Origin of the sequence: Micromonospora sp. S4605 (genome assembly GCF_003176715.1) — a bacterium.
GTDB classification, from domain to species: Bacteria; Actinomycetota; Actinomycetes; order Mycobacteriales; family Micromonosporaceae; genus Micromonospora; species Micromonospora echinaurantiaca.
The window spans coordinates 1-4,318 of the sequence record NZ_QGSW01000085.1 but is presented as its reverse complement, the minus strand read 5'-3'; the positions used below and the strand labels follow the sequence as shown (position 1 = coordinate 4,318).

At 75.6% G+C, this 4,318-nt stretch carries 5 protein-coding genes; 3 read left to right on the top strand and 2 right to left on the bottom strand.

Annotation, left to right across the window (positions count from 1 at the left end):
- Positions 1-380 precede the first annotated feature (380 nt).
- A complete protein-coding gene (erm, locus tag DLJ47_RS05285) occupies positions 381-1,178 on the top strand; it encodes an ErmE/ErmH/ErmO/ErmR family 23S rRNA (adenine(2058)-N(6))-methyltransferase (RefSeq protein WP_109898972.1) in 798 nt (265 codons plus the stop codon).
- Between the two features lie 57 nt (positions 1,179-1,235).
- On the opposite strand, the gene DLJ47_RS05280 is transcribed toward erm, so the two are convergent.
- Positions 1,236-1,427: a DUF2795 domain-containing protein gene (locus tag DLJ47_RS05280; protein ID WP_109898971.1), complete on the bottom strand. Its 192-nt coding sequence runs from the start codon at positions 1,425-1,427 to the stop codon at positions 1,236-1,238.
- 93 nt (positions 1,428-1,520) lie between these two features.
- Between DLJ47_RS05280 and DLJ47_RS05275 the strand changes: the two genes are divergently transcribed.
- Entirely contained in the window at positions 1,521-2,777 is a 1,257-nt protein-coding gene (locus DLJ47_RS05275) for an erythromycin esterase family protein (RefSeq protein ID WP_109898970.1), read from the top strand.
- 24 nt (positions 2,778-2,801) lie between these two features.
- Here DLJ47_RS05275 and DLJ47_RS05270 read toward each other — a convergent pair whose 3' ends face one another.
- Positions 2,802-3,470 (bottom strand): TetR/AcrR family transcriptional regulator, encoded by a 669-nt coding sequence (locus tag DLJ47_RS05270; RefSeq protein ID WP_233257667.1) that lies wholly within the window; start codon positions 3,468-3,470, stop codon positions 2,802-2,804.
- A gap of 104 nt (positions 3,471-3,574) precedes the next feature.
- Between DLJ47_RS05270 and DLJ47_RS05265 the strand changes: the two genes are divergently transcribed.
- Positions 3,575-4,216, top strand: a complete 642-nt coding sequence (locus DLJ47_RS05265; protein ID WP_109898968.1) for a CatB-related O-acetyltransferase — start codon at positions 3,575-3,577, stop codon at positions 4,214-4,216.
- The last annotated feature ends 102 nt before the right edge of the window (positions 4,217-4,318 follow it).

The window sequence follows — 4,318 nt, the reverse complement described above, 5'->3', positions numbered from 1 at the left end:
GTGCGGGCATGTCTGCGCACGCGCTGATCGAGGGGGTCGGTACGCCGGCCGCCTTCGGGCCGCTGCTGTCGGCCCGCCCGCGAGTCCGGCGTCCGGCCCTGGTTGGCCGGGACGCGACCCGCGCCTGATCCACCCACCGCACGCTCCGGCGCCGCCCGTGAGTGACCGCCCGTCCGGGCGTCGCTCGGGGTGACCGCCGCCCGCACCGCCCGGGGCTGTTTGCCGTCCCGGGCAGCGTCCGGGGAGTGCGTGCCGTTCGCGCCGAATCGTCCCGCTCACCGCACCAGGGCCGTCCGAGTCCCCGACCGACCGGACAGGCTCCGCTTCGCATGCCGCCTGTCCGTACCGTCGCCGACCGGCGACAGACAGGACGACGACCCGTGGCGCCCCGCCGTACCCGAGCAACCGAACGCGACCGGTCCCGTCGCGTGCTCTCCCAGAACTTCCTCGCCGACCCGGCCGCGATCGCGCGGCTGGTCCGGGCGGCCCGCCCCGACCCCGACCGGCTGGTGCTGGAGGTGGGCGCCGGTCGCGGCCAGCTGACCCGGCCGCTGGCCGCCCGCTGCCGGCGCCTGATCGCGTACGAGGTGGATCCGGTCGCCGGTGCGGACCTGGCCGCGGTCTGCGCGGCGCTGCCCACCGCGACCCACCGGCAGGCCGACTTCCTGGCCAGCGACCCGCCGCCGGAGCCGTTCGAGGTGGTCGGCAACATCCCCTGGTCGCTCACCTCGGCGGTGGTCCGCTGGTGCCTGGCCGCCCCGACGCTGCGCGCGGCGACGCTGCTCACCCAACTGGAGTACGCCCGGCGGCGCAGTGGCGACTACGGCCGGTGGACCCGGCTCACCGTGCTCACCTGGCCCGAGTTCGGGTGGCGGCTGGTCGGGCGGGTGCCGCGCACCGCGTTCCGGCCGGTGCCGCGGGTGGACGCCGGCGTCCTGCGGCTGGAGCGGCGGTCCGAACCGCTGCTGCCCCCGGCCGCGCTGCCCGCGTACCGCCGGATGGTGGCGACCGGGTTCGACGGCGTCGGCGGCTCGCTCGCGGCCTCGCTGGCGCGGCACCACCCGCGGGCCCGGCTGGCCGCCGCGCTGCGGGCGACCCGGCTCGACCCGGCCACCCCGGTCGGGCACGTCTGGCCGGAGCAGTGGCTGGTGCTGTTCCGCCTGCTGCACGCGCGCTGACCGGCGCCGACCCGCGGCCCGGCCGGCCCCACGGGCACGTCGTGGGGCCGGCCGGCGTCAGGCCAGCGTGCTCAGCGCCTCGCTGAGCTCGGCGGGGTCGTCGAAATGCTCGGCCGGCAGCGCCCGCAGCATCTGGAGCATCTCGGTGCTGGCCCCGTTCTCCTGACCCCAGCGGACCAGGTCCTCACGGGAGACCGGGTAGTCGAGCCCGGCCAGGTACTCCTGCAACTGCACCCCGGTGACGGTCATGTCCGCCGGCTACCCGTCCAGCCGCCCGGCACACCACCGGCCGGGCGGCGGAACGGGCGGTTTGCCCGCCCGACCCGCCGGGTAGCCGCGGACATGCTGGTTCAGCGGCTCGGCGCGCCGAGCGACTTCGACCCGTTGCTGGAACGCGTCCGGGACGCCCGGATAGTGATGCTCGGTGAGGCGACCCACGGCAGTTACGACTACTACCGGCTCCGCGAGCAGCTCACCCGGCGGTTGATCGCCGAGTGCGGGTTCTCCTTCGTGGCCGTGGAGGGGGACTGGCCGGACTGCGACCGGGTGCACCGCTCGGTCACCGGGGCGCCGGGCGGCGCCGCCGAGCCGGTGGCCGCGTTGGAACGCTTCGAGCGCTGGCCGACCTGGATGTGGGCGAACGCCGAGGTGGCCCGGTTCTGCCGCTGGCTGCGGGCGTGGAACCTGGAGCGCCCCGAGCCGGCCCGGGCCGGCTTCCACGGCCTGGACGTCTACAGCCTGTGGGAGTCGATGCAGGCGATCTTCGACTACCTGGGCGAGGAGGACCCGGCGTCGCTGGAGGCGGCGCAGGACGCGTACCGCTGCTTCGAGCCGTACGGCAAGCGGGTCGAGGAGTACGGCGCGGCCAGCCGGTTCGTCTCCGCCCGGTGCGAGGACGAGGTGGTCCGGCTGCTGGCCCGGACCCGGGAGCAGGCCGCCACGGACGGCGCGGACAGCTTCTCGGCCTGGCAGAACGCCGAGGTGGTGGCCGGCGCCGAACGCTACTACCGGGCGATGGTCGCCGGCGGGCCGGAGTCGTGGAACGTCCGGGACACCCACATGGCGGACACCCTGGACCGGCTGCTGGACCGCTACGGCCCGGAGTCCCGGGGCATCGTCTGGGCGCACAACACCCACGTCGGCGACGCCCGGGCCACCGACATGGCCGCCGACGGGATGGTCAACATCGGGCAGCTGGGTCGGGAGCGGCACGGCGCCGACGCGGTGCTGCTGGTCGGATTCGGCAGCTACCGGGGCACCGTGGTCGCCGCGCCCCGCTGGGGCTCGCCGGCCGAGGCGATGGTGGTGCCGCCGGCCCGCGCCGGATCGATCGAGCGGCGGTTGCACGAGCTGCTGCCGGAGCGGGCGGTGCTGGTGTTCGGCGGCGACGACCAGCCCGGCTGGGTCACCGACACCGTGGACCACCGGGCGATCGGGGTGGTCTACGACCCCTCCTTCGAGTCGTGGGGCAACTACGTGCCGACCCGGCTGGGCCAGCGGTACGACGCGTTCATCTGGTGCGACGAGGCGACCGCCCTGCACCCGCTGCCCGCGCTCAGTGCGCCGGGCGAGATGGAGACCTACCCGGCCGGCGTCTGACCGGGCCGACCCCACCTCCGGCGGTTACCCGGCGGACGACCCGGCCGGTGGGGACGCGGTACGCAGCGCGCCGGCCCGGGCGGCGGCCAGTGCGGCGTCGGCGGCCCGGTCGGCGACCGCCGGGTCGATCGGCTCGCCACTGACGAAGAGCCGGTAGTAGAGCGGGGCGACGGCCACCCGCACCACCTCGGCGGCGTCGGTGTCGGCGGGCAGTTCGCCGCGGGCCACCGCGCGCCGCACCACCGGTGCTGACTGTTCGTGCCGGGCGGCGAAGAAGGCGTGCAGGGCCCGGGCGGCCGCCGGGTTCTGCACGGCCGCCGAGACGAAGGCGGTGGCGACCGGCCCGGCCTCCGGATCGGTGAAGCCGGCCAGCACCTCCCGGGTCAGCGCCCGCAGGTCGCTGGCGAGGTCACCGGTGTCCGGTACCGGCCACGGCTCGCCGCTGGCCAGTTCCAGGGCGTCGGCGATCAGCCCCTCCACGCTGCCCCACCGCCGGTAGACGGTGGTCTTGTGGACGCCGGAGCGTTCGGCGACCGCCTCTACGGTCAGCCCCTGGTAGCCCTTCTCGCCCAGTTCGGCCAGGGTCGCCGCGCGGACGGAGGCGCGGACCCGGGCGGTACGGCCGCCCGGGCGGGCGGGTCGCTCACCGGGCCGGCCGGCGGGATCGCCCGGGCGGGCGGGTTCGACAGACAAAAGCAACTCCAGTTGCATTATGGCGGAAGCGATGGCATGCTGATGTTATCGCAACACGAGTTGCGTTTAGTGTCCACGCCGCGCCCGGCGCGGAGAGGAGTCGCATGACCGCCGTCCCCAACCCGATGACCCGCCACCCGCTGCCCGGCTTCGACCGGGTCGCCTTCCTCAAGCCCGTGGTCACCTTGCCGACGATCGAGGTCGGGGAGTACACCTACTACGACGACCCGGCCGGCCCGGACGACTTCGAGCGGACCAACGTGCTCTACGCGTACGGGTCGGAACGGCTGGTCATCGGGCGGTACTGCGCCATCGCCGCCGGCACCCGGTTCCTGATGGCCGGGGGCGCCCACCCCACGGTCGGGGTCTCCACCTTCCCGTTCGCCATGTTCGAGGGCGCCTGGCGGGACGCCACGCTGGACCTCGCGATGGGCATGCCGAGCCGGGGCGACACGGTGGTCGGCAACGACGTCTGGTTCGGCTACGGCTGCCTGGTGATGCCGGGCGTACGGATCGGTGACGGGGCGATCATCGCCGCCGGCTCGGTGGTGACCGCCGACGTCGAGCCGTACACGGTGGTCGGCGGGAACCCGGCGCGGCTGATCCGCCGGCGCTTCGACGAGGACGACGTACGGCGGCTGCTCGACCTCGCCTGGTGGGACTGGCCGGCGGAACAGGTGGCCCGGCACGCCCGGATCATCATGGCCGGCCCTCCGGCCGAGCTGGAACGCGCCGTCCGCGGCTGACGCCCCCGCCGCCGTCACCCCGCGCCCGCGCCCGACGCGGCCCCGCGCCGCCGCGTCCCCGGGAGCACCCGACCCGCCGCCGCCCGGGGGGCACCCGGCCCG